The sequence below is a fragment of the Nissabacter sp. SGAir0207 genome (genome assembly GCF_005491205.1).
Classification (GTDB): Bacteria; Pseudomonadota; Gammaproteobacteria; order Enterobacterales; family Enterobacteriaceae; genus Chimaeribacter.
On sequence record NZ_CP028035.1, the window covers coordinates 1,267,455 to 1,292,981 of the forward strand.

At 63.3% G+C, this 25,527-nt stretch carries 23 protein-coding genes; 6 read left to right on the top strand and 17 right to left on the bottom strand.

Features of this window, described 5'->3' with window-relative positions:
* Positions 1-66 precede the first annotated feature (66 nt).
* The 10 genes from C1N62_RS05375 to C1N62_RS05420 all read right to left on the bottom strand — a co-directional run bounded on the left by C1N62_RS05375 (position 67) and on the right by C1N62_RS05420 (position 10,509).
* Positions 67-1,644 carry a cyclic di-GMP phosphodiesterase gene (locus C1N62_RS05375; RefSeq protein ID WP_370465585.1) on the bottom strand — a complete coding sequence of 526 codons (1,578 nt, stop codon included), beginning with the start codon at positions 1,642-1,644 and terminating at the stop codon, positions 67-69.
* A gap of 165 nt (positions 1,645-1,809) precedes the next feature.
* Positions 1,810-2,385 (bottom strand): bifunctional murein DD-endopeptidase/murein LD-carboxypeptidase, encoded by a 576-nt coding sequence (gene mepS, locus C1N62_RS05380; RefSeq protein ID WP_137762658.1) that lies wholly within the window; start codon positions 2,383-2,385, stop codon positions 1,810-1,812.
* A gap of 445 nt (positions 2,386-2,830) precedes the next feature.
* Positions 2,831-3,535, bottom strand: coding sequence for a phosphatase PAP2 family protein (locus tag C1N62_RS05385; protein WP_137762659.1), 705 nt, complete (start codon positions 3,533-3,535; stop codon positions 2,831-2,833).
* 59 nt (positions 3,536-3,594) lie between these two features.
* A complete protein-coding gene (locus C1N62_RS05390; protein ID WP_137762660.1) occupies positions 3,595-4,575 on the bottom strand; it encodes a GTP-binding protein in 981 nt (326 codons plus the stop codon).
* A gap of 193 nt (positions 4,576-4,768) precedes the next feature.
* Positions 4,769-6,013, bottom strand: a complete 1,245-nt coding sequence (locus C1N62_RS05395) for a biotin carboxylase (protein ID WP_137762661.1) — start codon at positions 6,011-6,013, stop codon at positions 4,769-4,771.
* Positions 6,010-7,173, bottom strand: coding sequence for an acetyl-CoA carboxylase biotin carboxylase subunit family protein (locus tag C1N62_RS05400; RefSeq protein ID WP_137762662.1), 1,164 nt, complete (start codon positions 7,171-7,173; stop codon positions 6,010-6,012). Before C1N62_RS05400 ends, C1N62_RS05395 begins: the two co-directional genes overlap by 4 nt.
* A complete protein-coding gene (locus tag C1N62_RS05405) occupies positions 7,170-8,417 on the bottom strand; it encodes an acetyl-CoA carboxylase biotin carboxylase subunit family protein (RefSeq protein WP_137762663.1) in 1,248 nt (415 codons plus the stop codon). Before C1N62_RS05405 ends, C1N62_RS05400 begins: the two co-directional genes overlap by 4 nt.
* Positions 8,418-8,441: 24 nt before the next feature.
* Entirely contained in the window at positions 8,442-9,176 is a 735-nt protein-coding gene (locus tag C1N62_RS05410; protein WP_137762664.1) for an iron-containing redox enzyme family protein, read from the bottom strand.
* Positions 9,177-9,179: 3 nt separating this feature from the next.
* Entirely contained in the window at positions 9,180-9,440 is a 261-nt protein-coding gene (locus C1N62_RS05415; protein ID WP_240775729.1) for a 2Fe-2S iron-sulfur cluster-binding protein, read from the bottom strand.
* Positions 9,430-10,509, bottom strand: a complete 1,080-nt coding sequence (locus C1N62_RS05420) for a hypothetical protein (RefSeq protein WP_240775730.1) — start codon at positions 10,507-10,509, stop codon at positions 9,430-9,432. The genes C1N62_RS05415 and C1N62_RS05420 overlap by 11 nt, the downstream gene beginning before the upstream one ends.
* A gap of 183 nt (positions 10,510-10,692) precedes the next feature.
* Here C1N62_RS05420 and C1N62_RS05425 point away from each other — a divergent pair, with 183 nt between their 5' ends.
* Complete coding sequence (locus tag C1N62_RS05425) at positions 10,693-12,093, top strand: PLP-dependent aminotransferase family protein (protein ID WP_137762666.1); 1,401 nt, start codon at positions 10,693-10,695, stop codon at positions 12,091-12,093.
* Here the strand turns inward: C1N62_RS05425 and C1N62_RS05430 are convergent.
* On the bottom strand, positions 12,090-13,562 hold the full coding sequence (locus tag C1N62_RS05430; protein WP_137762667.1) for a mannitol dehydrogenase family protein: 1,473 nt from the start codon (positions 13,560-13,562) through the stop codon (positions 12,090-12,092). The two genes, C1N62_RS05425 and C1N62_RS05430, sit on opposite strands and share 4 nt — an antisense overlap.
* Before the next feature lie 339 nt (positions 13,563-13,901).
* On the opposite strand from C1N62_RS05430, the gene uxuA reads away from it, so the two are divergent.
* Positions 13,902-15,104: a mannonate dehydratase gene (gene uxuA / locus C1N62_RS05435; RefSeq protein ID WP_137762668.1), complete on the top strand. Its 1,203-nt coding sequence runs from the start codon at positions 13,902-13,904 to the stop codon at positions 15,102-15,104.
* Between the two features lie 39 nt (positions 15,105-15,143).
* On the opposite strand, the gene yeiP is transcribed toward uxuA, so the two are convergent.
* Entirely contained in the window at positions 15,144-15,719 is a 576-nt protein-coding gene (gene yeiP / locus C1N62_RS05440; protein WP_137762669.1) for an elongation factor P-like protein YeiP, read from the bottom strand.
* Between the two features lie 121 nt (positions 15,720-15,840).
* Complete coding sequence (gene mtr / locus C1N62_RS05445) at positions 15,841-17,079, bottom strand: tryptophan permease (RefSeq protein ID WP_137762670.1); 1,239 nt, start codon at positions 17,077-17,079, stop codon at positions 15,841-15,843.
* A 228-nt stretch (positions 17,080-17,307) separates the two neighbouring features.
* Here mtr and C1N62_RS05450 point away from each other — a divergent pair, with 228 nt between their 5' ends.
* Positions 17,308-17,562 carry a YkgJ family cysteine cluster protein gene (locus C1N62_RS05450; protein WP_137762671.1) on the top strand — a complete coding sequence of 85 codons (255 nt, stop codon included), beginning with the start codon at positions 17,308-17,310 and terminating at the stop codon, positions 17,560-17,562.
* On the opposite strand, the gene C1N62_RS05455 is transcribed toward C1N62_RS05450, so the two are convergent.
* Both C1N62_RS05455 and C1N62_RS05460 read right to left on the bottom strand, forming a co-directional pair.
* Positions 17,563-18,819 carry a sugar efflux transporter gene (locus tag C1N62_RS05455; RefSeq protein ID WP_137762672.1) on the bottom strand — a complete coding sequence of 419 codons (1,257 nt, stop codon included), beginning with the start codon at positions 18,817-18,819 and terminating at the stop codon, positions 17,563-17,565.
* Between the two features lie 129 nt (positions 18,820-18,948).
* Positions 18,949-19,371 (bottom strand): NUDIX hydrolase, encoded by a 423-nt coding sequence (locus C1N62_RS05460; RefSeq protein ID WP_137762673.1) that lies wholly within the window; start codon positions 19,369-19,371, stop codon positions 18,949-18,951.
* A 250-nt stretch (positions 19,372-19,621) separates the two neighbouring features.
* On the opposite strand from C1N62_RS05460, the gene fruB reads away from it, so the two are divergent.
* Genes fruB through fruA form a run of 3 tightly spaced genes read left to right on the top strand, consistent with a single transcriptional unit; the run spans position 19,622 to position 23,411 of the window.
* Positions 19,622-20,752 (top strand): fused PTS fructose transporter subunit IIA/HPr protein, encoded by a 1,131-nt coding sequence (gene fruB / locus C1N62_RS05465; RefSeq protein WP_137762674.1) that lies wholly within the window; start codon positions 19,622-19,624, stop codon positions 20,750-20,752.
* Positions 20,749-21,687 (top strand): 1-phosphofructokinase, encoded by a 939-nt coding sequence (gene fruK / locus C1N62_RS05470; RefSeq protein WP_137762675.1) that lies wholly within the window; start codon positions 20,749-20,751, stop codon positions 21,685-21,687. The genes fruB and fruK overlap by 4 nt, the downstream gene beginning before the upstream one ends.
* A gap of 14 nt (positions 21,688-21,701) precedes the next feature.
* Entirely contained in the window at positions 21,702-23,411 is a 1,710-nt protein-coding gene (gene fruA, locus C1N62_RS05475; protein ID WP_137762676.1) for a PTS fructose transporter subunit IIBC, read from the top strand.
* 54 nt (positions 23,412-23,465) lie between these two features.
* On the opposite strand, the gene nfo is transcribed toward fruA, so the two are convergent.
* On the bottom strand, positions 23,466-24,329 hold the full coding sequence (gene nfo / locus C1N62_RS05480; RefSeq protein WP_137762677.1) for a deoxyribonuclease IV: 864 nt from the start codon (positions 24,327-24,329) through the stop codon (positions 23,466-23,468).
* Positions 24,330-24,397: 68 nt separating this feature from the next.
* Positions 24,398-25,462 (bottom strand): YeiH family protein, encoded by a 1,065-nt coding sequence (locus tag C1N62_RS05485; RefSeq protein WP_137762678.1) that lies wholly within the window; start codon positions 25,460-25,462, stop codon positions 24,398-24,400.
* Positions 25,463-25,527: the final 65 nt, after the last annotated feature.

Consider the following 25,527-nt stretch of genomic DNA (forward strand, 5'->3'; position numbering starts at 1 on the left):
CGCCTGACATCATGCGACGCGCCGTTGTAACACACCCCCGGCCGCCAGCCAATCTGATAAACGTCGCTAGGGGCGGTAGCCCGCCACAAACGTCCGCAGCGCATCAAGCGCCAGCGGCCGGCTATAGAGGTAGCCCTGCAAATAGGTCACGCCGCGCTCGCGCAGGTAGTGCGCCTGCTGGGGCGTCTCCACCCCCTCGGCCACCGTTTTGAGTCCCAGCTCCTGCGTCAGGTTGAGCACCGTGTCCAGTACCGGCGCGGTCACCGTCTGCCGGCCAATGGCGGTGATAAAACCACGGTCAATCTTCAAATAGTCGAGATTGAACTGCTCCAGGTAGATCAGGGCGCTGTGGCCGGTGCCGAAATCATCAATGGCAATCTCAATCTGCTGGGCGCGCAGCCAGTCAAATTTATGCTGCGCGTCACGGGCGGCCACCATGCCACGCTCGGTGATCTCAAACACCACGTTGAAGTGGTGGGTGGGCAGGCGGTTGAGGAAGTGCAGCACGTCACGCTCAAAGTGCGGATCGCTGAGATGGGCGGGCGACAGGTTGACCGCCAGCTTGGCCCCGACGGGCAGGATGGTCTGCAACTGGATGGCATCCTGCGCAATCAGCCGGAACAGATGGCGGGTCAGCGGCACGATCAGCCCTTGGTTCTCGGCATAGGTAATGAAGACATCCGGCGGGATGGCACCCTCGGTGGGGTGGTGCCAGCGCATCAGCGCCTCAACACCGGCCACCTGCTGTGAGCGGGTCTCGATCACCGGCTGGTAGACCATGTGGAATTGGCGCTGGCGCATCGCCCCCACCATCTCATGACCTGCGCTGTGGCGCGCCCGTTGCAGATAGTAGCTGAGCGCACCGAGTAGCGAGGCCAGCAGCAGCCCTGCCAGCAGCGTGACCTGTATGTCGCCAGCCGTCAGGCTCTGGCTGTAGAAGCGCAGCACCGCGGGCGTGCCGGGCACCGGCAGGTCATGGGCATTTTTGTCCGTCAGTGCCGCGCGCTTGAGCAGGCTGGCGCTGAAGTTGGTGAGCGCGTAATCGCCAATCATGATGGCCATGCCATCGCGGCCTTGGCCGCCGTAGCGGCGGCTAAACAGCAAATAGGGGCTGACGGTGATATCCAGCGTCGCCAGCACGCCACTCTGCGTCTCGCCGGGGGTGGCCAGCCAGACGCCGATGGCGGGCTTCTCCGGCACCATCACGGTGCCCGGTTGCAGCGCCATGTCCTGCGGCAACTGGAGGCGCAGCGCCGGGTAGATCTCCGCCACCTGCCGGGAGATGGCGCCCATCGCCGAGGAGCAGTAGGCCTCACCCTCGCGTACCAACAGGAAGGTGCGCACGCCACGGGTAAAGGCGGCGCGCTGGGTGAGGGAGGCTTGCGTCATGTCGCAGGGCAGGCGGGTCATGTCGCCCATCTGCGCCATATTCTCCCGCAGCGCAGCCAGGTACTCGACGGTAAAGTTCAGCACGTCTTGCGTCAGGCGCTGCTGCTGGCGTTCGTTGGCTTGGTAAACCACCCACAGGGTGATGCCATTAAATAAAAGAAAAAAGAGGGAGGCGAGAAGGAGGCTGCGTCGTAAATAACGTCGCTTGGGCAAAACGGTATGCGTTAATGCCGTTTTTAACCGCATAATGTTCATTCCTTTACGGCATGCCTGAATGGTTCCAGTATAACTGACCGCGGGCAGCGCACGACGCCAATTTTAACCAATTGGCGATGGGCTGTGATTGCCAGCAAATAAAAGAGCGCCTTCCGGGGAAGGCGCTCTTTTATTTCTTTGGCATGAGCAGCAAGGGAAAAAGGCTCAGCTATGTGTCCGGTCGTTCAATATCCGTCGCGCTTCGCGGTAGCGCTTTTTCCAGTAGGCATCACTCAGGCTGGAAATCATTACGCCGCTACTGGTGGAGGCGTGGACAAACTCATCGTTGCCGAGATAGATCCCGACATGGCGACCCGTCGAGCCGGCGCGGAACAGCACCAAATCGCCAGGGCGTAACTTATTCTTCTGGATGCCACGGCCGATGTCCTTTTGCTCATAGGTAGAGCGCGGGAGATCCAGGCCAAACTGCTCGCGGAAGGTGGTCTGGACGAAGGCGGAGCAATCAATGCCGCGCTTGCTGGTGCCGCCCAGGCGGTAACGCACGCCTTTCCAATCCGCGTACTGGTCCATAATTTTTGACTTCACGTCAACATTACGCACCATCTCTTCAAACTCATCCTGAGAGGCTTGCAGTAAAAAACCGTTCCGGTCATTAACTGCATGCGTCTCAGTCTGCGCGTGTTGTGAATTCATCGAACTACAGGCGGAGAGCATGACTGCCATCGCCATTGCGGGGACTGCCCGCCACATATATCTCAGAAACGGTTGAGACTTGACCATTATGAGTGTTTTCCCTTGCTGTCCTTAACGACGAATGTCGCTATCAGAAAATGCCAAACGAAAAGAGCCTACTTATCGTCTGAGTATCGAGCAATTCACCTGCTTGAAAATTGTGGCTTTACGCACAAATTTCATGAAATTTCAGGCGAAAAAAATCAATAACTCCAAAAGCGAATCCGAGATTACCTTAACCCCCTAAGGATTGCGAGTGCTTTTAAAGCATTTCTTATAAGAATTTATGATGTAAGTCGATGTAAGCACAGGAGCAGAATCCGCTGTGCTCTTTTTAGCCGCATTTCGCTGAAATCAACGCCACAAGCGGGAGAAATGTCAATTTATTGTCAATTCTCGGTGAGAATTGCCGAATATAAATGTAAAAAACGGGAGCCATTGGCTCCCGTGGGCATACTTTTTTTATATCAGTGTGGCTGTCTATTTTATTTAATTATGCGCGGCGCGTTTTTCCCGGCAACCGGTTATTGAGCCATTCAATCACCCGGTCGCATGCCGGGGTGAGCAACCACCAGCTCATGCCCACCAGCACCACCGACAGGGAGCCGACGGCGATGTCAGTGAACCAGTGCGCGCCAATCATCAGGCGCGGCAGCGAGAAGATCACCACAATCGCCAGCGCCAGCGCGAAGGCGCCGCGGGTGAAGTAGCGCCCCATAAAGCAGGCGAAGATGATCAGCATCATGCCGTGGTCGCCGGGGAAGCTGTTGCTGGAGGCGTCCTTGGTCGGGATGCCGGTCAGCTCGCTGACGCGGTTGACGTGCGGGAAGTAGAGCGACGGGCTGCGGTGCTGCACCGGCAGCAGGTGGCCAAGCTGGTTGAGCACCACGGCGGTCAGCAGCATCACCACGCCGGTCACCAGCAGGCGGCGACGCCCCTCCGGCCCCTGTCGCAGGTAGAAGGAGAGGTAGAGTAGGCCCATCGCCAGCAGCGAGCAGCCATCAAACAGCCGGTTATTGGTCACGGCAACCAGCTTCAGGAAGCCGGGGCTGGTGGCCAGATGCTGGTTGAAATAGAAAAAGATGGAAGCATCAATCGGGAACCAGAAGCCGTGGTTGGCGGGCAGGTAGTAGGAGAGGAACAGTGCCACGCCCAGCAGGTTCAGCAACAGGATTGCAGGAAGATTTTTGCGCCACATAGCGGTGATGACCTATTTTGTTATTTGATGAAATCAAATCCATAAAATTGGCGGATAAATTAAGCGTCACCGGCTAAACGTAGCTTCAACAAAGCCGATTGAAGCGCATTCCAGTCCGCTTCACCCTGGGTAATCACCTCGATCCGGCTGTCCAACGGCGCGCCCGGCCGGGTCTCAATCTTGAAATCCTGCCCCTGCCGGTTCAGCAGCAGGGTGCCCTCGGCAATCCGTAGCACCCCTTTGACGCGCTCCACCGGGGCCAGCCGCGCCCACTCCATCAGCGGGATGGTGTCAAACACCGTCTCCTCATCGAAAATCCAACCGCAGCTACTGTGCCCCTGGCCGTGGCTGAGGGCGCGCCGCCAGCGCTGGTTGCCCGGCAGGCTGAGTGCCGCCAGCCCACGCGCCGCTGGGGTGCCGTGGTGGTGCGCGCCATCCGGCAGCGTGCGCAGGTTTTGGCGCGGCAGCGCAAGCAGCGCGGCATCCACCTCGCCCTGTTGCACCTCAATCACCGGGCGGCCACCCGCCTCATTGGCTACCCACGCCGCCAGCCGTTGGCGATCCGCCTCCTGCCAGGTGTCCTGCTTATTGGCGATGATCAGATCGGCGGCGGCCAGCTGGTCGCGGAAATTCTCGTTATCGCGGTAACGTTCCTCGCCGAGCTGGCGCGCGTCCAGCAGGCAGAGGGTCGCCTGTAGCGTCAGCCAGGGCTGGTAGGTCTCCGCAGTGAGCAGCGAGAGGATCTGCTTGGGGTGACCGAGGCCGGTCGGCTCAATCAGCAGCCGGTCAGGCTTCTGCTTGAGCAGCATATTCAGGCCAATCTGCATCGGCAGGCCGTTCACGCAGCACATGCAGCCACCGGGGATCTCCTTAAGCACCGCTCCCTGTCCGGCCAGCAGCGCGCCGTCAATGCCCACTTCGCCAAACTCATTAACCAGAATAGCCCAATTCTCATGGCTGGGTTTCTGGCTCAGCAAGTGGCGCAGGGTGGTGGTTTTACCGCTGCCCAAAAAGCCGGTAATCAGGTTCACGTAGGTCATCTGTCTGTCCTTTATTCATGGCGGTGCCGGGAGTGGCGCAGGCCGACTCCCTTGTTCAGCGCAAATTGGCCGCAGCCAGCGCCTAAAAATAGTGGCCTGTGTGGCGACTGATTTACAAGATAAATTTTATAGGCGCAAAAAATGGCGGGGGCAAATAAAAGGGGCGGCAGGTGCGCCCCGTGGGGAGGGGTAGTCAGGCGATGGTCAGTGCCTGCTCAATGCGGGTGGCCAGTTGCGCCAGTGACGCCAGCAGCTGCGGATAGTCGGGATGGGTGAGAATGATGTGGCCGACAAAATCGGCGTTGCTCTGCACCTCCGCGCCAACCCTGTCGCCCGGCCGGGCGGAGAAGTGGCCCTGATGCAGCGCAATGCCCGCCTCGCACGCCAGTGCCGCCATCTCCGGCAGCGCCAGCAGGCGGCCAGCGCGCGGCGCGCGCAACATGCGGATACCGGCATAGCCGCGCGGGCGCAGCGGCTGGGCGACTGGCTGGCCGTCGGTGGCCCAGCGCAACCACGTCAGCCAGGGGTCGAACCCCTCAAAGCTCAGGTGGGCCAGATCCCAGATGTGCATTCCGGCCGGGCGCATGTTGGTCTCCACCGCCGCCGTGGCATCGGGCAGCAGGAAGATCTCATTGTGCCACGCGCCGTGGCGGGCAGAGACCAGCGACTGCATATGCGCCCCGGCGGCCGAGAGCCGCCGCGCCTCCTCCGGCGGCAGCGGCGCGGGCACGATCTGCTGGTACTCCGCCCGGTACAGCCCCTCGGTGGTGTGCTTCTCGGTGATCCATTGCTGCCCGGCGACGCAGTCCCAACTGTACTCGCGCGCACCCTCCACCAGCGACTCAACAATGATGCCACCGCCGTGGTAGGGCGCGACGGCGGCCCAGGCGCGGGCGCACTCCCCCTGCTGGCCGATCACCTGGCAGCCACGGCTGTTGCCCTCCTGCGCTGGCTTGAGGAAGGCTTTGCCGCCCAGCCGCGCCACCTCCTGTTGCAGCGCGGGCAGGCTCGCCACCTGCTGGCTGGAGAGTGGGCGGTAGCCCGCCGGATGGCTGAGCGCCTGGCTGTCGAGCTGGCGGAACAGGCGTTTGTCCAGCCCGGCCAGCGCCTCCTCGGGCGTCGCACCCGGCAGGCCGAAGTGACCAGCAAGGCGCGCGCCCAGCGGCACGCCGCGATCCGAGAAGGGCAGGATGCCGATCGGCTGCAACTGCTGGCGTTGCAGGCTTGCCAGCACGTGGGCGAGGCTGGCCTCACCCTGTTGTATGTCGAACGGGGCCTCAATCACCCAGTCGGCAAACAGCGCATCCAGCTCATTGGCCCGCTCCGTCACCAGCACCAGCCGGGCATCAAAGTGCTTCGCCGCCGCCCGGCGCATCTTCTCGACATCATAAATTCGGACATTGTTGTAGCCGGTGACAATAAAACAGTGCGTGCTCATCGTAGCTCCACCAGGTTGCATTCATGGAAAATCGCATCGATCACCTCGGCAATCTCCTGCTCGGCACCGGCCACCACGCCGCTGAGCGGTGAGGCCTCTGGGGAGTAGGAGATCGTCCCACCGGCTGGCGCGGCGGTGTTGTGTTGGTAGTGCAGCAGGCAGGCCGCCCACTTATCGGCATCAAACGGCAACTGCCACGCCGCCGCCAGATGATGGGACGGGTAGACAAACCAGCCGTAGAACAGTGGGTTGATGCTGCCCACCGCCGCGGGCGTCATGCCATCGATCTGGTAGCGCAGGTCGGCGTGGTAAAGGTTGACGCCGGTGCGCAGGTGGAAGGTCTCGGCAACGCCCGCCCCGCCGACCCGCGCGGCGGTCTCCAGAAACCAGAGGTGGCCGTCGGCATCCTCAATGGCCTCAAAATGGAAGCTGCCATCGCGGTAGCCCAGCGCCGCCAGCACCTCCGTCACCAGCGCCCGGTGCGCTGGCGTGGTGCGGATCTGCACCGACCCCAGCGGCGAGCCGCTGGAGAAGCTGAGGCAGGTGCGCAGGTAGCGGCTGCTGACAAACGCCCGCGGCTTGCCGTTCGACAGCCAGCCGTCGAAGTGGAGCACCGCGCCCTCAATAAAGGTCTCCACCATCATGCTCTCCGCGTTGTCGAGCTGGAAAATGGCGGCGCGGATGGCGGCGTCATCCCCGGTCAGGATGCCGAGGCTGGAGGCCTCCTCACGCGGCTTGAGCAGGAAGCGGCCCGGCTGCGGCGGCAACTGCAAAAACTCCAGCGGGTGCCAGAAGGCGGGCTGGCGGATCTGTTGCTGTTTGCAGCGGTAGCGCATCACCCACTTATTGCGCAGCGGCAGGATCTGCGGGGGGCGATCGCCGGGAATGGCGAAGTGCTCGCGCACCTGTGCGGCGGCGATCAGGTCATGCTCCGAGCGGGCAATCAGCCGGTCAGCGCCCGCGAAAATCTGGGCGTAGTGCGCAATCAGCGTGGGGGCGTCAAAGTGGGGCTGGGCGAGCACCACCGCCACGCTGCCCGCCGGCAGGCGCGGGCCGGGAGGGGTCAGGCAGAAGTAGTAAACCTGATGCGCCCGGTGATCGATGACCTGTTCATAGCGGATCTTCTCGAAGGGAATACGGTGGAACACAATAATTTTCATGCCAGATACTCCGTATCGATATAGCGTTGTGAGGCGGCAATCAGTACCGCCCGCTCCCCGGTGGTCAGCTCCGTGACATTCCACAGCGCCATGCCAAGGAAAATCTCTCGCTCCACCTGGGGCAGGGTGTCACCGGGCTGGTAGAGCAGGCTCTCCTTCAGCGCCTGCGGCAGGCCAGCATGGCGGCCAATCCGCGCCAGCGTGCGCCCCGGAACACCGAAAAAGACGCGGAAAAAGAGGTGGCGTGCACCGGCCTGCCGCGCCTGCCGCGGGCCGTCAATGATCAGCGCCAGCCACTGCCGCAGCAGGCAGACGCCGCTGTGCAGGCGGGTGCTCTCGACGATATAGGCACCGCCGATGCGCGGGTTGATCTCGATAATTTCCCAATGGCCGCTGGCGTCACACTTCATCTCAACGTGATAGACGCCGGTGTCGGCACCCAGCGTCGCCATCACGCAGCGCAGCAGCGCCACGCCAGCCTCAATCTGCGCCGTGGAGAGTGAACGCGGCGGGCAGAGGCTCGCCCCCTCCAGCATGGCGAAACCAGACTGGGCAACCTCCAGCTTCTCATGCACCGCCAGCACCGCCAGCGCCCCCTGATCCAGGCTGATCTCAAAACTGCACTCCACCCCGTCAATCAGGCCCTCAATGATAAAGTTCGCCTCGTCTGAGAAGACGCCCGCGTAGGAGCGATCCGCCACCGCCTGCGCCCGCAGTTGCGCCAGCTGGCCATAGGCGGTGAGGGAGGCGGCCGGGAAGGTGCCCATCGACGCCAGCCCGGTACGCGGCTTGATGAAGTACTTTTCCCGGTCGGTGATGCTCTGGAACCGCGCCTCATCCAGCAGGTGGCAGGAGACGCGCGACAGCCCGGTGGCCGCCAGACGGTTGCGCATCCGCCACTTGTCGCGCAGCAGCGCGACGGTCTCCTCGGTGATATCAGTGGCGTTGAACATCTGGTTGGCGTAGGCCATCAGGTGGCGGTAGCCGTCCCAGACGCTGATGCAGCCCATGAACTGGTGCGTCTGTTCGGTGTCGCGCACCACCTGATCAATGTCCGTGTGGGTCAGGTGCAGCCCCGCGGTCATCCGGTGGTCGCCGGGGGCGGCTGACCACGCCGGGGGCGCCTGCCGGGTGGGGGCGGAGGAGAGAATAAAATAACCATATCCCCAGCTCTCAACGATCTGTTTAATGGGATCAACCATTGAGAGCGTCTGGTGGGAAAGAATAAGCACGGATTTTTTCATTTATTGCCTCTCCTCCCTGAGGGCTTATGCCTGAATGGTTTTTTCGTGCAGTTCCACGAAGAACATTTTCAGCAGTTCCTGAATCTCGGCGAAATAGCGCTTCACATCGGTAATATCCTCATCGCTCTCAATCAGCAGGCTTAAAATATCCCACATCTCCTGGGTATGGTCTTCCACCAGATCGGTATTGAGGTGGGCGGCCTGGCCGGTGATTTTGTCACTGCCGACGCTGTCGGCCAGCGCCGTAATTTGTTTGGGGGTAATTTTCTGAGTGGTATATTCCACCAGGTAGCTGTAACAGACCACGCCGAGCGGTTTTTCATGCTCCGCGACAAAATAGAGGAAACCGGCCAGCAGGCGGGTATAAAAACTCGGTTCGGTCTGGTAGATGGTCTCTTTGCTGATGCCAAGGCTTTCGGCGTCCTGCATAAACAGCGTGTCGTGCAGCATCTCCTCATCCTGATAGGCGGCGTAGAGCTGCGCCGCCTCGGCATTGACGCGGGTAATCTTATGCAGCGCGTGGCACTGGGCGCTGCGCATCAGGCGGATGCGCCAGCAGTGCTCAATCAGGGTCTGGCGATAATAGGCCTGATTGACCTGCTTGCCCTCCAGATGTTTTGCGGAGGGCACCGTGTTGTTCCATTCAATAATTTTGGTGTCGAGGAAATCATCAATTTCGCGTTTTACGTCTTGGCTGCGCTCCGGGCCTAAAAACAGCGGCTGGCGAATGATGGCGGTGTCTTTAATTCGGTTGATCATTATTCACTCCAGATAGTTTTCAATCAGGGTAACATCGCCGGTAATTTGGCACTGGCAGGCCAGGCGAATGTCGGGGTCAACAATATTCAGGGCTTTAAACAGTCTCTTTTCTTTAGAGGTAGGGCGGGTAATATTCTCCTTGCCAGAGATAATTCTTATTCTGCAAATACCGCAGTTGCCGGTCCTGCATCCGAACTTCATATTTTCACGACAATCCGTTAAGGTAATCACGTCACGGAACAGGTATTCCGTTTTACTTTTCATAAAGATTATTGAGGGCATGGTACTTTTCCTTGTGCTGGCGTTGATAAAGCCATAGCCAAATAAGCAGGGCGATAATTGCCGTGGCGGCGAGCACCCCCGCGCTGGCGGCCGTGGGCAGGGTACGCATGGCAAAGACCGTAAACCCGGCACCGGCGCTGACGGAAAGCTCCTTCACCAGCAGCGCGCCCTCCTGGGCAGCGCAGTAGTCGAGGTAGCTCAGGCCGCACTCGGCCAGCGAGAGCAGGCCCAGCCACAGCAGCGCGCCGGGCAGGGTGTGCACCCGGAACGCCCCCGGCAGCGCCAGCACCACCAGCCCGGCAAGGATCAGGGCGAGCACCGCCCAGAGCGCCCGTCGGCCGCAGCGCTGGATCAGCGCCATGATGGGCCGTTGCAGCAGCGTCACCACCGCACTGTTGAGGATGATCATCGCGCCATACCAGCCCGGCAGGGTGGCCTGATGCGCCAGAATGGCCTGCGGCAGGATGGAGAACACCGCAAACAGCTTGATGCCAGCCATCAGCCCCGCCAGCGCCCACTTGAGCTGGCCCCGGCGCGCCACGGCCGGGGCCGGGCTGGCTTCCGCCAGCGGCCTGTGGTGCCACACCGCGGGCAGGCAGGGCAACAGCAGCAGCGCCAGCGCCAGATAGAAGAAGGTGGGCTGCCAGTGCGGGTAGAGCAGCAGCAGGCCCGCCAGCAGGCTGCCAAGGTTCAGCATGATTTTGTTGTTGGCCGCCCCGGCCGGGGTGGCGGCGGCATCCCGCTTGGCGATGTAGCCCACTACCGCGATGCCATAGCTGAACAGCAGCACCGCCACGGCCGCCACGCCGTGGGCGGCGGGCAGTGCCAGCAGCAGCAGGCCAGCCAGCGCGCACAGCAGCGTGACGCGCAAGGCCCGTGCGCCAAACAGCAGTAGCGTCAGCGGCGTGAGGATCAGCAGCAGGCGGTAGCCGGTCGCCAGCAGGATGTTGCTGGTGGCATCCAGCCAGAGGTTGGCCTGCCCGAGCAGGGCGAACAGCGCCACCGCCGACAGCAGGCGCACCCACAGCAGGGCGGCGCCCTTTCCATTCAACGTGTTGTTATTTAAGCCTGTGGAAGATGTTTTACACAATGAACGCATGGATGACAGCCTGTACGGAGCGGATGGCCGTAACCATAGGGCAGGATGGCCGGGCAGGGCAGGGAAAGCACCACGAATTCCCGCCCGGCCTGGCTGGTGAAATCGCCGGTACAGTAGAGAACAGAAAGGAGCGCTATGTTAAGTCTAACCCGCACGCAGTTGGTTGACGGGGTATCCAAGGTCAACCAGCTGGTAGACCTGATCAGCGGGGCGGTGGCGGATGGCAGCCTGCCGCCGGGCAGCCGCTTGCCGTCACTGCGGGAGTTTTGTGAGCAGCTGTCCATCAGCAAATACACGGTGGTCGATGCGCTCGATCGCCTGCGCGCCAGCGGCACCGTCACCTCCATCCAGGGGCGCGGTTACTTTATCAACCGTGGGATCGCCCCGCCAGCCAGCAGCGCGCCCCTTAGCCCGGTCGCGCCGGAACCCGATCTGCACGCACGCCTGAAGCGCGCCTTTGCCACCCATGCCGGCTGGCGGCCCGGTTGTGGCTTCTTCCCGGAGGAGTGGTTGGATACCGAGCTGTTCCGCAAGGCGCTGCGCCAGACCATCCGCACGCCGCGCCTGCGCTTTATGGAGTATGGCCACCCACTCGGCTATCTGCCGCTGCGCAACACCCTCCAGATGAAGCTGGCGGGGGCGGGGCTGCGGGTGCCGGTGGAGAACATCGTGCTGACCAGCAGCACCATGAACGCCATCGATACCCTGCTGCGCGTGCTGCTGACGCCCGGCGACACCGTGTTGCTGGATGACATCTGCTACTTCAACTTCAGCGCCAACCTGCGCCAGCACCATGCGCGGGTGATCCATGCGCCGCGCGGGCACCACGGGGTCGATCCGGTGGCGCTGGAGAGCCTGCTGGCGGCGCACCGGCCCAAGGTGTTTATCACCTCCGGGCTGATGCACAACCCTACCGGGCACAGCTACTCGCTGGAGGAGATGTTCGCCATCATGACCCTGCTGAACCGCTATGGTTGCCACTTGATTGAGGATGATCTCTACCACGACCTGATGGAAGGAACGCCGAAACCGATGGCGGCGCTGGCCGGGCTGGCGAACGCCAGCTATATCTCCGGCTTCTCCAAGCTGCTCAGCGCCAATATGCGCGTGGGGTATATCGCCGCCAACCCGGCGCTGACGCAGGCGATTGTCAGCCTGAAGTCACTGACCGGCGGCGTGACCTGTGAGTTCACCGAGCAGGCGCTCTACCAATTTTTCCGCGACGGCAGTTACTACCGCCACCAGCGGCGGCTGATCAGCCGGCTCAATGAGGCGTCATCGCGGGTGAGGGGCTGGCTGGGGGCGGCGGGCTGCCGCTTCCCGACCCGGCAGGCGCACGGGCTGTTTTTGTGGGCGGAGCTGCCCGCGCACATCGACGGCGAGGCGTTGGCGGAGCGGGCATTGCGGGAGGGCATCGCGCTCGCGCCGGGCACGCTGTTTGGCGGCAGCCGGCGCTTTATGCGTTTCAATATTGCCCACAGTGATGATGAGGCGGTCAGGGTACGGATGCTGGCCCTGCTGGCAGAGGGCGCTTAGCCCGCCACCCACTGCTGCACGGTGTGGCGCGCGCCGTGGTCACGCAGGCTCAGCCAGGCGCGCGTCACCTCCTCAACAAAGGCGCGCTGCTGCGGCAGGTCTTCGCCGAAGACCGCGGTCAGCCCCAGCAGCGCCTCCACCCGGCGGGCGTCGTCCGCCGACGCCGCCACCACCTCGCGCAGTTGCGCCGCCATCGGGTCTTTCACCTCGATCGGCTGGCCAGCATCATCAACGCCGCTGACGTAGCGCATCCAGCCCGCCACCCCGAGCGCCAGCAGGCGGTAGGAGCCGCCATGCTCCAGGTGCCAGCGCACCGACTCCAGCATCCGCTGCGGCAGCTTCTGGGTGCCGTCCATCGCAATTTGCCAGGTGCGGTGTTTGAGCGCCGGGTTGGCGTAGCGGGCAATCAGCTGGTCGGCGTAGCCCGGCAGGTCAGTCTCCTTCACCGTCAGGGTCGGGGCCTGCTCATCCAGCATCAGGCGGTGCGCCGCCTGCCGGTAGGCCGGATCGTCCATGCAGTCGTTGATGTGCTGGTAGCCCGCCAGATAGCCGAGGTAGGCGAGGAAGGAGTGGCTGCCGTTCAGCATCCGCAGCTTCATCTGCTCAAACGGCAAAACGTCGGCGACCAGTTGCGCGCCGCCCACCTCCCACGCCGGGCGGCCCGCGACAAACTCATCCTCCACCACCCATTGCAGGAACGGTTCGCAGGCGATGGCGCACGCATCCTCCACGCCGCCCAGCGCGTCGGCGATCTCTGCCAGCGTCTCCGGGGTGGCGGCTGGCACGATGCGATCGACCATGCTGCTCGGGAAGGTGACGTGGTCAGCGATCCAAGTGGCCAGCGCCGCGTCGCGCGCCTGCGCCAGCCCAATCAGCGAGTTCTTCACCACGTGGCCATTATTGGGGATGTTGTCACAGGAGAGCACGGTGAAGGCTGGCAGGTGGCGCTCGCGGCGCAGGCGCAGCGCCTCCACCAGAATCGCCGGTACCGAGGTGGGTTGGCTGGGGTGGGCGAGGTCGTTGACGATCATCTCATTGTTCAGGTCGAGTTTGCCGCTGCCCGGCTCGATGCAGTAGCCCTTCTCGGTGATGGTCAGCGTCACGATCGCCACCTGCGGCTCGGCCAGCTTCTCCAGTACCGCTGGCACCCCCTCAATCTTGCCATGCACCGACTCATGCACCGCGCCGATGACAATCGCCCGGTTCCCCTCCGCGCCCTTCTCCAGCACGCTGTAGAGGTGATCCTGCTCGCGCAGCTGGCGCATCATTTCTGCGCCGCCGAACAGGCTGATCTCACACAGCCCCCAGTCGCCGCCCTCGGCGTTCAGCACGCGGTCAGTGACCAGCGCCTGATGCGCGCGATGGAAGGCACCGAAGCCGATATGCACGATGCGGCTCTGTAAGTTCTGGCGGTCGTAGCCCGGTTGCTGCACGGCGGCGGGGAGGGAGGTGTTGGCGATCGTCTTCATGAGTGCTCCTGACAAATCCCGGCTCAGCCGGGAAAAACGGTGAGGGCCGCGACGCGGCGGCAAAAGCGGTCAGACCAATTTTCGCATCTGCCTGTTTTGGGTGACGGCGCAAGGCTGGCGCGCTGTGACGCTGTCCGAGGCAGTGTACTGCCGGCGGGCACAAATGCAAATCAGCGACAGCGAGATTCATTGAGATTCGTGAGGTGCATCAAGCCATTGCTTACTGGCTTTTGACAAGGCAGGGCGTCCATGTATGGTAGTAAGATGAATGATAGCTTAAATCAGGTGGTATGACAGCTTTCGCGCTGGCCGCTGCCACCCAGCCAAAAAGGACAGAGCATGGAACAGACATGGCGTTGGTACGGGCCGGCCGATCCGGTCTCACTGGATGATGTGCGTCAGGCGGGCGCGACCGGGGTGGTGACCGCGCTGCACCACATCGCCAATGGCGAAGTGTGGCCGGTGGAGGAGATCCGCGCGCGGCAGGCGGAGATTGCGGCCAAGGGGCTGGTGTGGTCGGTGGTGGAGAGCATCCCGGTGCATGAGGAGATCAAAACCCGCAGCGGCAACTATGAGCGCCATATCGCCCACTACCAGCAGTCGCTGCGTAACCTGGCGGCCTGCGGCATCCGCACTGTCTGCTATAACTTCATGCCGGTGCTTGACTGGACGCGCACCGATCTGGCCTACACGCTGCCAAACGGCGCGAAGGCACTGCGTTTCGACCACATCGCCTTTGCGGCCTTTGACCTGCACCTGCTGGAGCGGCCGGGGGCGGAGCAGGAGTACAGCGAGGCGGAGCGCGTGCAGGCGGCGCGCTATTTCGAGCAGATGGACGAGGCAGCGCGCGCGCAACTGACGGCCAACATCATCGCTGGCCTGCCGGGTGCGGAGGAGGGCTATACGCTGGAGCAGTTCCGCGCCCGCCTCGCCACCTATCAGGGCATCGACAAGGCGGCGCTGCGCGAGAACATGGCGGCCTTCCTGCGCGCCATCGTGCCGGTAGCGGAAGAGGTGGGGATCAATCTGGCGGTGCACCCGGACGATCCGCCGCGGCCGATCCTTGGCCTGCCGCGCATTGTCTCCACCCAGGAGGATATGCAGTGGCTGAAAGAGGCGGTGGACAGCCCGCACAATGGCTTTACCTTCTGCACCGGCTCCTACGGTGTGCGCGCCGACAACGATCTGGTGGGCATGATTGACGCCTTTGGCGACCGCATCCACTTCATCCACCTGCGCGCCACCTGCCGCGAGGAGAACCCCAACACCTTCCACGAAGGGGAGCACCTCTACGGCGACGTGGACATGGTGGCGGTGATCCAGGCCCTGCTGCGCGAGGAGCAGCGTCGCCACCGCGCGGGCCAGCCCTCCGCCATCCCGATGCGCCCGGACCACGGCCACCAGATGCTGGATGACCTGCACAAGCGCACCAACCCCGGCTACTCGGCGATTGGCCGGCTGAAGGGGCTGGCGGAGCTGCGCGGCGTGGAACTGGCGCTTAAGCGCACCCAGTTCACCGACCTGCCCGAACGGCAGGCATAAAAAAAGGCGGGGAAGATCCCCGCCTTTTTTACTTCATCCTTACTTGTCCGCGCGCCCCATGTAGCGGCGCTCGGCGATGTGGATGGTGATCTTCTCACCGGCGCTCAGGTACTCCGGCACGCCAATCACCAGCCCGGTGCTCAGGGTGGCGGGCTTGTTGCGCGCACTGGCGGACGCCCCCTTGATGCCCGGCGCAGTCTCGACAATTTCCAGATCCACCGTCTGCGGCAGCTCCAGTGCCAGAATCTGGCCATCCAGCGTCAGCACCTGCATCCCCGGCATCCCGCCCTCAGGGATGAACAGCAGCTCCTCTTCAATCTGCTCTTTTTTGAAGATGTAAGGAGTGTAGTCCTCATCATCCATGAACACATACTCGTCGCCATCGATGTAGGAGAAGTTGACGCTGCGGCGGGTCAGGGTCACGGTGTCCAGGATGTCATCACCCTTGAAACGCTCCTCCACCTTCAGGCCGGTACGCACGTCAGCGAAGCGCATTTTGTACAGGGTGCTGGCGCCACGGGCGCTCGGGCTTTGGATATCAATGTCTTTAACCAGCAGCAGCTTGCCATTGTAGTTAACCACGAAGCCGCGCTTGATTTCGTTCGCTCTTGCCATAAGAAGTGACCTGTTTGGGAGATGATAAGAAGTGGCGACAAGGTACTCGCGCCGCGTCTTTCAGGCAAGCGGGCAACGCAAAAAGAGTGGGGCGGCGCGGCCTTTGCGCGCCGCCAGAAGATCAGTGGTAGACCGGCAGCAGATCGGCCAGTGACAGCAGGTGCGCGACGGCATTGATCACGCCGAACGCCAGCACGAAGACAATCACCGCCTTGCCGCCCGGCACCCGGTAGGTGGCGGCAGGCTCACGGCGGCGGCTGGCGCGCACCAGCAACGCGGGCACAATCACCGCCCAGACCGTGGCGGCCAGCCCGGCAAAGCCGATGGCGTAGAGGAAGCCATTCGGGAACAGCAGCGCGCCCAATGCTGGCGGTGCGAAGGTCAGCAGCGCCGCCAGCGCCCGGCCACCGCGGTTGCCCGGAATGCGGCAGACGTCCGCCAGGTAGTCAAACAGCCCCAGCGCTACCCCCAGGAAGGAGCTGGCCAGCGCCATATAGGAGAAGGCGTTCAGCAGGGTGACAATCATGCCGCTGTGGCTGGCGTCGCCCATCTGCTTCAGCAGGCTGCCGATGTTGCCGCCCTCGGCAATCACCACCCGGAACGCCTCGCGGCTGATATTTCCCTGCACCACATATTGCCACACCAGATAGATGGTCAGCGCAATCAGCGTGCCACCCACCAGACTGCGCACCACCGGCTTCGGCTGGTGGCGGTAGTAGGTCACCAGCCCCGGCACGTTGCCGTGGTAGCCGAAGGAGGTCAGCAGATAGGGCAGCGCCGCCAGCGCATAGGGCGCGTAGTGGCTGTCTGGCTGGGCAGTGTTGAACAGCAGCGCCGGTTGCGCTTGGGTAAACAGGTTGCCGATGGAGAGCGCAAAGCTGATCACCATGCCGCCAATCAGCACGGTGCTGAGGCGATCGACCGCCTTGGTCGAGTGCCAGACAATCAGCGCCACCACCAGCGCGAACGCCAGCCCGGCGGCCTTCTGGCTGATGCCGTCGCCAAAGGTGTGGGCGATGATCGAGCCGCCAGCGGAGATGTAGGCGTAGTTCAGGATATAGAGCACGAAGGCGATGGAGAGGCCATTCACCACGCTCCAGCGCCGCCCCAGCAGGTCGCGCACCAGCGTGTGGAAGCTGGCCCCGGCCGGGTAGCGCAGCGCCACTTCCAGGATAAACAGGCCAGAGAGCAGCATACAGAGCCAGGTGTAGGCCAGCAGCATGACCGAGCCGCTGAACCAGACGCCCGAAGTCACGACCGGGATGGAGAACATGCCAGCGCCGACGGCAGTGCCGGCGATAATCATCGCGCCACCGAAGGCGGAGGGGCGGGAGAGGGGCAGGGTAAGGTCAGACGACATGGCAACTCCGTGATTGAATCTTTGTACTAGCGCAATAGTACAGGCGGTCGCGCGGCAAGTAAATGGGCAGATGCACCATCGTGGTGAGGATTGCTACTATTTTGTACTGTGAAAGGGGCCGGCGCGTGCCGGGCCGGGCCGGGGTGAATGCTGGCGCGTGAGCATCTTTGCTGGAGCCACGCCCGTAAGCCTGCTATTGTCGCCGTTTTCCAGCCCTGAGATCTCTTCATGGAATGCCGTGCCGATTGCGGGGCCTGCTGTATTGCACCCTCCATCTCCAGCCCGATCCCCGGAATGCCTGACGGCAAGCCAGCCAACACCCGCTGCGTCCAGCTGGATGAGCAGATGCGCTGTCGCATCTTCCACTCGCCGCTGCGCCCGCGCGTCTGCGGCGGGTTACAGGCCAGCCGCGAGATGTGCGGCCCCCACCGTGACGCGGCGCTGATCTACCTGGCGCGGCTGGAGGCGGAGACCGCCCCCTAATCAGGGCAGCGGCAGGCCGCCATTGTCTGCTTTCTCCGGCAGCAGCTCTGCCAGCGGCGCGCTCTCCTCCGCGCGGGCCGGTGCCTCATGGATGCGCCACACGCAGTAGATGGCGACGACTACCATCGCCAGCGCGGTGTAGAACACCGCATGGTAGCTCCACAGCTCGGCCACGCCGCCGGCGAAGGAGCCAGCGATGATCCAGCCGACGCGCGTCGAGTTGGTGAACAGCGTGGTGGCCGCGCCCGCCTGCCCCGGCATCAGATCCTGGAAGTAGAGCATCCCGATGCCAGCCAGAATGCCGATGAACAGCGCGTTCAGCAGCTGTATCAGCAGCAGCGGCAGCGGAGCGGTGATAAACAGCAGGCTGAAATAGAACAGTACCCCGGACGCCACCGCCAGCCGCATCAAACTACGCTTGCCAAGCCGTTTCGCCGCATAGCCCGCCAGCAGCATGATCGGGATCTCCAGCCCGGCGGCGGTGCCCATCATCACTCCACCCAATTTTTCCGGCAGATGCAGCTCATGCACCAGATAGAGCGGCATGGTGATCAGGTAGATGCCGTTGGCCGTCCACATCAATGAGCAGGCCGCGAACAGCAGCAGCGCGTCGCGGCGGTGGCGGCGCGGTGCCTGCAACGGCGCAATGGTCTTCAGCGCCGCCTTCGGCATGGAGGGCAGGTAGTAGCGCACCAGCGCGCCGCACAGCACAAAGGCCACGGCCGCCGCGGCGTACATAAAGGTGAAGCCAAAACCGAGCGCCAGCGCAAAGGCCAGCGGCGGCCCGACCACCCAAGCCAGCGACACCTGCGCCCGCAGGATGGAGGTGAACATCACCGCCTCGCGGCCGGTCTTCTCGGCGTGCTCACGCGCCAGCGCGAACATCTGTGGGTTGGCGGTGGAGCCAAAGCTCGACAGCAGCACCCCCACCAGCAGCAGCACCAGATAGTTGCGGTTGTAGGCGAACAGCACACAGGCCAGCGCGCCCAGCAGGCAGCAGCAGAAGATCAGGGTGCGGCGGTCACCGCGTTTATCTGACCAGCTGGCCAGCAGCTGGCTGACCAGAATGCCGATCACCGCACTGCCGGTATAGAACAGCCCCACCATCATCGGCCGGGCATGGACTTCCGTCGACAGGAACAGGCTCAGGGTAGGGGTTTGCAGCGCACCGGCAATGCCGGTCAAAAAGGCCACCAGCAGAAACGCCGCCGAGGTCATGTCGGGCAGCCGCCGGGCTGTTACAGAGGGAGTGGTCATGATCTATCAATAAAAAAGGGAAGGGCGGGGCGCAGTCTACGCCTGTGGCGCCAAAAACACAGCCGTTTTCCGTGGCGAAAATGAGCAATCTGGCGCATTTCCGCACGGAAAGTCACAGGTCACCCGTGGCTACGCGCCCGCGGCGTAAAATTCTCCCTGCCGCCACAGCGCAATCGCGTTGCGGCTCGCCTCAAAGTGGGGCTGCGGCAGCGCATCCGGGTCGCACCAGAGCCACGCCTCGCACTTCTCCGGCTCCCGCCGCTGGGCCTCGCCGCCGGGGTGGCGCGCCAGCAGGCAGACCGACACCGTGTGCTTCCCCTCCTGCGCCCAGGTCTCCAGATTATTGCTCAGGGCAATCACCTGTGGCGCGACGAGGCGCAGGCCGGTCTCCTCCTCTATCTCGCGGATCGCCGCCTGTTCAAAGCTCTCCCCTGGCTCCATATGGCCGCCCGGAATTGACCAGTAGGGCGCATGGCTGCCGCTGCGTTTGCCAAACAACACCTGCCCCTGCGGGTTCACAATAATCACACCTACCCCTACCACCACCTTCATTCTGGTTCTCCGTATCAGCAAAAACGTCAGCTTTACTCATCCTGTGCTGATGTAAATTCAGCAAGAGTGAAAAAATGTGCGTGAAGTCAAAGATTCGTCACAACAACAACGAGAATGCTTGCATAAACTACAGGCCAATCAGAGACTGATTGAAACGTTTCAGCGCCGGCTGATGACCCCCTCCCAAGCCCGGCGCCGCCTTTTTCTCATAGAAGCTGAAACGATTCAATTTCGGCAAGCGAGGAGAATTATGTTCCAGTTGTCACTGCAAGACATCCACCTTGGCGCCAGCGCCGGCAGCAAGCAGGAGGCCATCCAACAGGTGGCGGCCGCCCTGACTGACGCGGGCTACGTCGGTGCCGGCTACGTTGACGGTATGCAGCAGCGTGAGCTGCAAACCTCCACCTACCTTGGCAACGGCATCGCCATTCCCCACGGTACCACTGACACCCGCGATCTGGTACTGAATACCGGCGTGCAGGTGTTCCAGTTCCCGCAGGGCATCGCCTGGGGCGAGGGCCAGACCGCCTATGTGGTGATCGGCATCGCCGCGAAATCGGATGAGCATTTGGCGCTGCTGCGCCAGCTGACGCACGTGCTCTCTGATGAGAGCGTGGCCGAGGAGATGGCGAAAACGGATGCTAAGGAGACCCTGCGCAGCCTGCTGATGGGCGAAAAACAGCGCGCGGAGCTGCTGTTTGACACCTCGCTGATTGCCGTTGACGTCGCCGCCGACAACCTGATCACCCTACAGGCGCTGAACGCCGGCCGCCTGCAACAGGTGGGCGCGGTCGATACCCAATTTGTCAGCGACGCCGTCAGCCGCGCGCCGCTGAGCCTCGGGCAGGGCGTCTGGCTGGCCGACAGCCCGCAGGGCAACCTGCGCAGCGCCGTGACCGTCAGCCGCCCGGCAAAAGCCTTTGAGTATCAAGGTGAGCGCGTGGCCCTGCTGGCGACGGTGGCGATGGTCGATGACCAGCCGCTGCCGGTGCTGAACTACCTCAGCGACCTGCTGCTGGACGATAAAGCTGAACGTCTGCTGAACGCCGATGCCCCGACGGTGCTGGCGCTGCTGACCAGCGTCGTGCCGGAGGAGAGCCAGGTGCACACCGCCGAATTCGTGGTGCGTAACGAGCATGGCCTGCATGCCCGTCCCGGCACCATGCTGGTCAATACCATCAAACAGTTCTCCAGCGACATCACCGTCACCAACCTCGACGGCAGTGGCAAGCCGGCCAATGGCCGCAGCCTGATGAAAGTCGTGGCGCTGGGCGTGAAAAAAGGGCACCGCCTGCGCTTCACCGCCAGCGGCGCGGACGCCGAACAGGCGTTGCAGGCGATTGGCACTGCCATCGCAGAAGGATTGGGGGAGGGCGTATGAGCCGCAGAGTTGCCACCATCACCCTTAACCCGGCCTACGATCTGGTCGGGTTCTGCCCGGAAATTGAGCGCGGCGAGGTCAATTTGGTGCAGACCGCTGGCCTGCACGCCGCTGGCAAGGGCATCAACGTCGCCAAGGTACTGAAGGATCTCGGCATCGACGTCACCGTCGGCGGGTTCCTTGGCAAAGAGAATCAGGATGGCTTCCAGCAGCTGTTTAGCGAGCTGGGCATCGCCAACCGCTTCCAGGTGGTCAATGGCCGCACCCGCATCAACGTCAAGCTGACGGAGAAGGCGGGGGAAGTGACCGATTTCAACTTCTCGGGCTTTAGCGTCACGCCGCAGGATTGGGAGCGTTTCGTCACCGACTCCCTGAGCTGGCTCGGCCAGTTCGACATGGTGGCGGTGAGCGGCAGCCTGCCGGCCGGGGTTGACCCGGACGCCTTCACCGACTGGATGACGCGCCTGCGCAGCCAGTGCCCGTGCATCATTTTCGACAGCAGCCGCGACGCGCTGGTGGCGGGCCTGAAGGCCTCGCCGTGGTTGGTGAAGCCCAACCGCCGCGAGCTGGAGATGTGGGCCGGCAAAAAACTGCCGACCCTGGCGGAGGTGGTGGAAGCGGCCCACGCGCTGCGCGATCAGGGGATTGCCCATGTGGTGATCTCGCTGGGCGAAGAGGGCGCGCTGTGGGTCAACGCCTCCGGCGCATGGCTGGCGCGTCCGCCGGCCTGCGAGGTGGTCAGCACCGTGGGTGCGGGCGACTCGATGGTGGGTGGCCTGATCTACGGTCTGCTGATGCGTGAGTCCAGCGAACATACTTTACGTCTCGCCACTGCGGTGGCGGCCCTGGCGGTAAGCCAGAGCAACGTGGGCGTCACCGACCGCACCCAATTGGCGGCGATGATGGCCCGTGTTGATTTGAAACCCTTTAACTGACAGCAGGAGGCACAATGAAAACGCTGCTGATGACCGATCCTTCGCAAGGGCAGGCACGGAGCCACCTGGCGAAACGCATGCTGACCGCCGCCGCTGGCAAGGCCGGGGCAACGCTGACTGAAAGTGTGACTGACGCCGAGCTGGTGGTGGTGCTGGGCGAACAGGCCGCCGCCGATGCCGGGCTGACCGGCAAAAAGGTCTATCTGGCCTCCGTCGAGCAGGCGGTACGTGACCCGCAGGGCGTGCTGACGCGCGCCGCCAACGAGGCCACGCCGTATCAGGCACCGCAGGTTGCCGTGGCCGCCGCACCGGCTGCCGCTGCCGCCAGTGGGCCAAAACGCATTGTCGCCATCACCGCCTGCCCGACCGGCGTGGCGCACACCTTTATGGCCGCTGAGGCGCTGGAGGCGGAAGCCAAGAAGCGCGGCTGGTGGGTGAAGGTAGAGACCCGTGGCTCCGTGGGCGCGGGCAACGAGATCACCCCGGAAGAGGTGGCACAGGCAGATCTGGTGGTGGTGGCGGCAGACATCGAGGTTGATCTGGCGAAGTTCGCTGGCAAGCCGATGTACCGTACCTCGACCGGTCTGGCCCTGAAGAAGACCAAGCAGGAGCTGGACAAAGCGGTGGCCGAGGCGGAAGTGTACCGTCCGGCTGGCGCGGGCGCGGCGACGACCAGCAGCAAGAAGCAAGAGAGCGCCGGGCCATACCGTCACCTGTTGACGGGCGTCTCCTACATGCTGCCGATGGTGGTGGCAGGCGGCCTCTGTATCGCGCTCTCCTTTATCTTTGGTATCAAGGCATTTGAAGAGAAGGGCACGCTGGCGGCGGCGCTGATGCAGATCGGCGGCGGTTCGGCCTTCGCCCTGATGGTGCCGGTACTGGCCGGTTACATCGCCTTCTCCATCGCTGACCGTCCCGGACTGACGCCGGGCCTGATTGGCGGCATGTTGGCGGTCAGCACCGGTGCTGGCTTTATCGGCGGCATCATCGCTGGCTTCCTGGCCGGTTACGTGGCGCGCGCCATCAGCGGCAAGCTGCGCCTGCCAGCCAGTATGGAGGCGTTGAAACCGATTCTGATCATCCCGCTGGTGGCGAGCCTGATCACTGGTCTGGTGATGATCTATGTGGTCGGTACCCCGGTCGCGCAGATCATGACCGGCCTGACCAACTGGCTGCAATCCCTCGGCACTGCCAACGCCGTGCTGCTGGGCGCGATCCTCGGCGCGATGATGTGCACCGACATGGGTGGCCCGGTCAACAAGGCGGCCTACGCCTTTGGCGTGGCGCTGCTCAGCTCCTCGGTCTACGCGCCGATGGCGGCCATCATGGCGGCTGGCATGGTGCCCCCGCTGGCGATGGGCGTGGCGACGCTGCTGGCGCGCCGCAAGTTTGCCCAGAGCGAGCAAGAGGGTGGCAAGGCCGCGCTGGTGCTGGGGCTGTGCTTCATCTCGGAAGGTGCGATCCCGTTTGCGGCGCGTGACCCAATGCGTGTCCTGCCGTGCTGCATCGCCGGTGGCGCGTTGACCGGCGCACTCTCCATGGCCTTCGGCGCCAAGCTGATGGCACCGCACGGCGGGCTGTTCGTGCTGCTGATTCCGGGCGCTATCCAGCCGGTACTGCTCTATCTGGTGGCCATCGTCGCCGGTACGGCACTGGCAGGCATCTCCTACGCCATCCTGAAGCGCTCTGACGCAGAAATGGCCGAGAAGATTGAAGCCAACTAAGCGGCAAGGGTAAAAAAAAGGCGCTCACTGAGCGCCTTTTTTATTGCCCGCCGATCAGGCCGGTTGCGGATCGCTGCTGAATTGCTGCGACTTCAGCCAGGCGATCTCCTCCGCCCACAGCGTGTCATCCACCGTCTCCAGAATCATCGGGATACCGTCGAAGCGCGCGTCAGCCATGATGTAGCTGAAGGCGGCCTTGCCGATGTTGCCCATCCCGAGGCTGTGGTGGCGGTCAACGCGGCTGGCGAAGGCGCTCTTGGCGTCATTCAGGTGCATACCGCGCAAGTACCTAAAGCCCACGATGTCACTGAACTGGCGGAAAGTCTCCTCACAGGCCTCGGCGCTGCGCAGGTCATAACCGGCGGCGAAGGCGTGGCAGGTATCAATGCAGACGCCAACGCGGCTCTTGTCCTCGACGCCATCAATGATGGCAGCCAGGTGCTCAAAGCGGAAGCCGAGGTTGCTGCCCTGACCCGCGGTGTTCTCAATCACCGCTGTCACCCCTTCGGTCTGATCCAGCGCGATGTTGATCGACTCTGCGATGCGCGCCAGACAGCTCTCCTCATCAATCTGCGCCAGATGGCTGCCGGGGTGGAAGTTGAGCTGGCTCAGCCCCAGTTGCTGGCAGCGCGCCAGCTCATCAATGAACGCGACGCGTGACTTCTCCAGCGCCTCCTCCAGCGGGTGGCCGAGGTTAATCAGGTAGCTATCGTGCGGCAGGATCTGCGTGCTGGTGTAGCCGTGGCGCTCGCAGGCGCGCTTGAACTTATCAATCACCGCGCTGGTCAACGGCGCGGCGCGCCACTGGCGCTGGTTCTTGGTGAACAGGGCGAAGGCGGTGGCACCCAGCGCGCTGGCGCGCTCCACGGCCTGATCGACCCCGCCGGCGGCGCTGACATGGGCTCCGACAAACTTCATTTCTCTCTCCTCTGGTGGTCGGCGCACAGTGTAATGGTTTTGTGGCGGCAAGCGTACCCTCGTGGCATTTAGCGCAGCAGCGCCGTCACCAGCAGGTTGATGGCCGCACCGCCCAGCACTAGCCACAGGAACAGCACGCCCCCCAGCAGCAGCGGGCGTAGCCCGGCGCGGCGCAGGGTATGGAAGCGGGTGGCGAGGCCGAGCGCCGCCATCGCCATTGCCAGCAGCAGGTTATCCAGCGCCAGCAGCGTCGGCATCCAGTGGGCGGGCAGCAGGTGCAGCGAGTTGACGCCCGCCACCACAATGAACAGCAGCGCGAACCACGGCACCGCCAGTGGCGCGCGCGCCTCGGTGGCCGGGGCACGGCGCGCCAGCCAGGCAGAGAGCAGCAGCAGGAAGGGCGCGAGCATCATCACGCGCATCATCTTGGCGATCACCGCCGCATTCTCCACCTCCGCGCCGAGGGCATGGCCGATCGCCACCACCTGTGCCACCTCATGCACCGTCGAGCCGGTGTAGATGCCAAACGCCTGCGCGCCCAGCCCGGCGGGCAGCAGGCGGCAGATCCATGGGTAGACAAAGATTGCCAGCGTGCCGTAGACCACCACCGTGGTGACAGCCACCGCCACCCGGTTGCTGTCAGCGCGCGCCACCGGGGCCGTCGCCATCACCGCCGCCGCGCCGCAGATGCTGCTACCCGCGCCAATCAGCAGGGTGGTCTCGCGATCCAGCCCAAAAACCCGCCGCCCCAGCCAACAGGCGAGAAAAAAAGTCGATCCAAGTACCAAAAAATCGATAAGCAGCCCGAAGGTGCCCACTGCCGCTACCTGTTGCACGCTCAGGCGCAGGCCATAGAGGATGATGCCCAGCCGCAGCAGCCGCTGGCGGGCGAAATCGATGCCCGAGAGCGTCACCGGGCGCAGCCGGGCGGGCAGGGCGTTGCCCACCACCATGCCCGCCAGAATGGCCAGCGTCAGGGTGCCCAAGCCGAGAGCGCTCAGCCAGCTGGCGCTGCCAAGCCGCGCGGCCAGCCAGGCCAGCCCACCACAGAGCAGCAGCCCCGGCAGCAGGCCAAATGGGGGACGCAGAGAAAAAGTGGGTCTGAGCGCAACGCGCAGCGGCAGGGTGTTCATGGCATACCTCCAAAGATAGTGGGGGTAGCTTAGGGGCAGAAACCTTAAAGGTGAAACGGATAATA